An 895-nucleotide genomic window follows, 5' to 3' on the forward strand; every position below is an offset into this window, starting at 1 on the left:
GTTAACCCAGGCAAACGTGATGGCCAGGGCAAAGTAGAAATTCATACGGCTCGCAATGCCGAGGAGTACAAGGCTTACTGGGTAAATCCAGTCTTTGGTGTTACTGGTGATGGCGGAGATTGGATTGAAGCTCCGAATCGCCTGATTGTGCGTGACGTTCCGCTCACGCAAAAGTCGCGCGAGGATTTGCTAAACGCCAAAACCGACCTCCCCTTCACCGAAGTCAAGTGGGAGGCAGCGATTGACCGGGTGACCGCCGCTGCTACGCCGCGCCAAATCGAGCGCGTGCCCGCCGGGGCCGTCTTCGGGCCGATGGAAATCATCTTCAACGCCTACCTGCCCGGCGATGCCGACTTGTTCTGGCATGTGATCGAGGCTATGCAGTTGCTGGAAGATGACTATCTGGGCGGGCACGGCTCGCGCGGCAGCGGCAAGATCGCCTTCCGCAACCTGAGCCTGAAACTGCGCTACGGCCCGCAATATGCCGAAGATGACAAGAAGTTCACCGCCGACGACCTGTCGAAACTGGCCGCGCAAAAGGACACCGTGCTGAGCTGGCTAAGAAACAAACTGGCGCAGTGAAAAGGAGGCCGCATGGCCCTTTATGAACTGACTCTGCGCGGGGCGCTGCACCTCGGCGAGTTCGTCGGCGTCGGGCGTGAGGCGGCGCAGGAGTGGATCCCCTCCGATAGCCTGTTCGCCGCTCTCGTGACGGCGTGGGCGCAAACCGGTGTGGATGTGGATGCGACGCTCAAAGGCGGGCAGTCGCCGTTCACGCTCACCTCGGCCTTCCCACTGGCGGCAGGGGTGCGCTTCTATCCCTGCCCGCCGCGCCTGCCCGGCTTCGTGGCGCAGGGGTTCCAACACGATAGCAAGGCGCTTAAGAAAATCCGCT

Annotated in this window: 2 protein-coding genes; both read left to right on the top strand. The window is 61.2% G+C overall.

All coding sequences use genetic code 11. The annotated features are described in order from the left end of the window. On the top strand, positions 1-582 hold a 582-nt coding region (csm3, locus tag NZ773_16170), incomplete at its 5' end, for a type III-A CRISPR-associated RAMP protein Csm3 (GenBank protein MCS6803463.1). A 12-nt stretch (positions 583-594) separates the two neighbouring features. Continuing rightward, on the top strand, positions 595-895 hold a 301-nt coding region (locus tag NZ773_16175; protein MCS6803464.1), incomplete at its 3' end, for a hypothetical protein.

It is taken from the genome of Dehalococcoidia bacterium (assembly GCA_025054935.1).
In the GTDB taxonomy this organism is placed as follows: Bacteria; Chloroflexota; Dehalococcoidia; order SpSt-223; family SpSt-223; genus JANWZD01.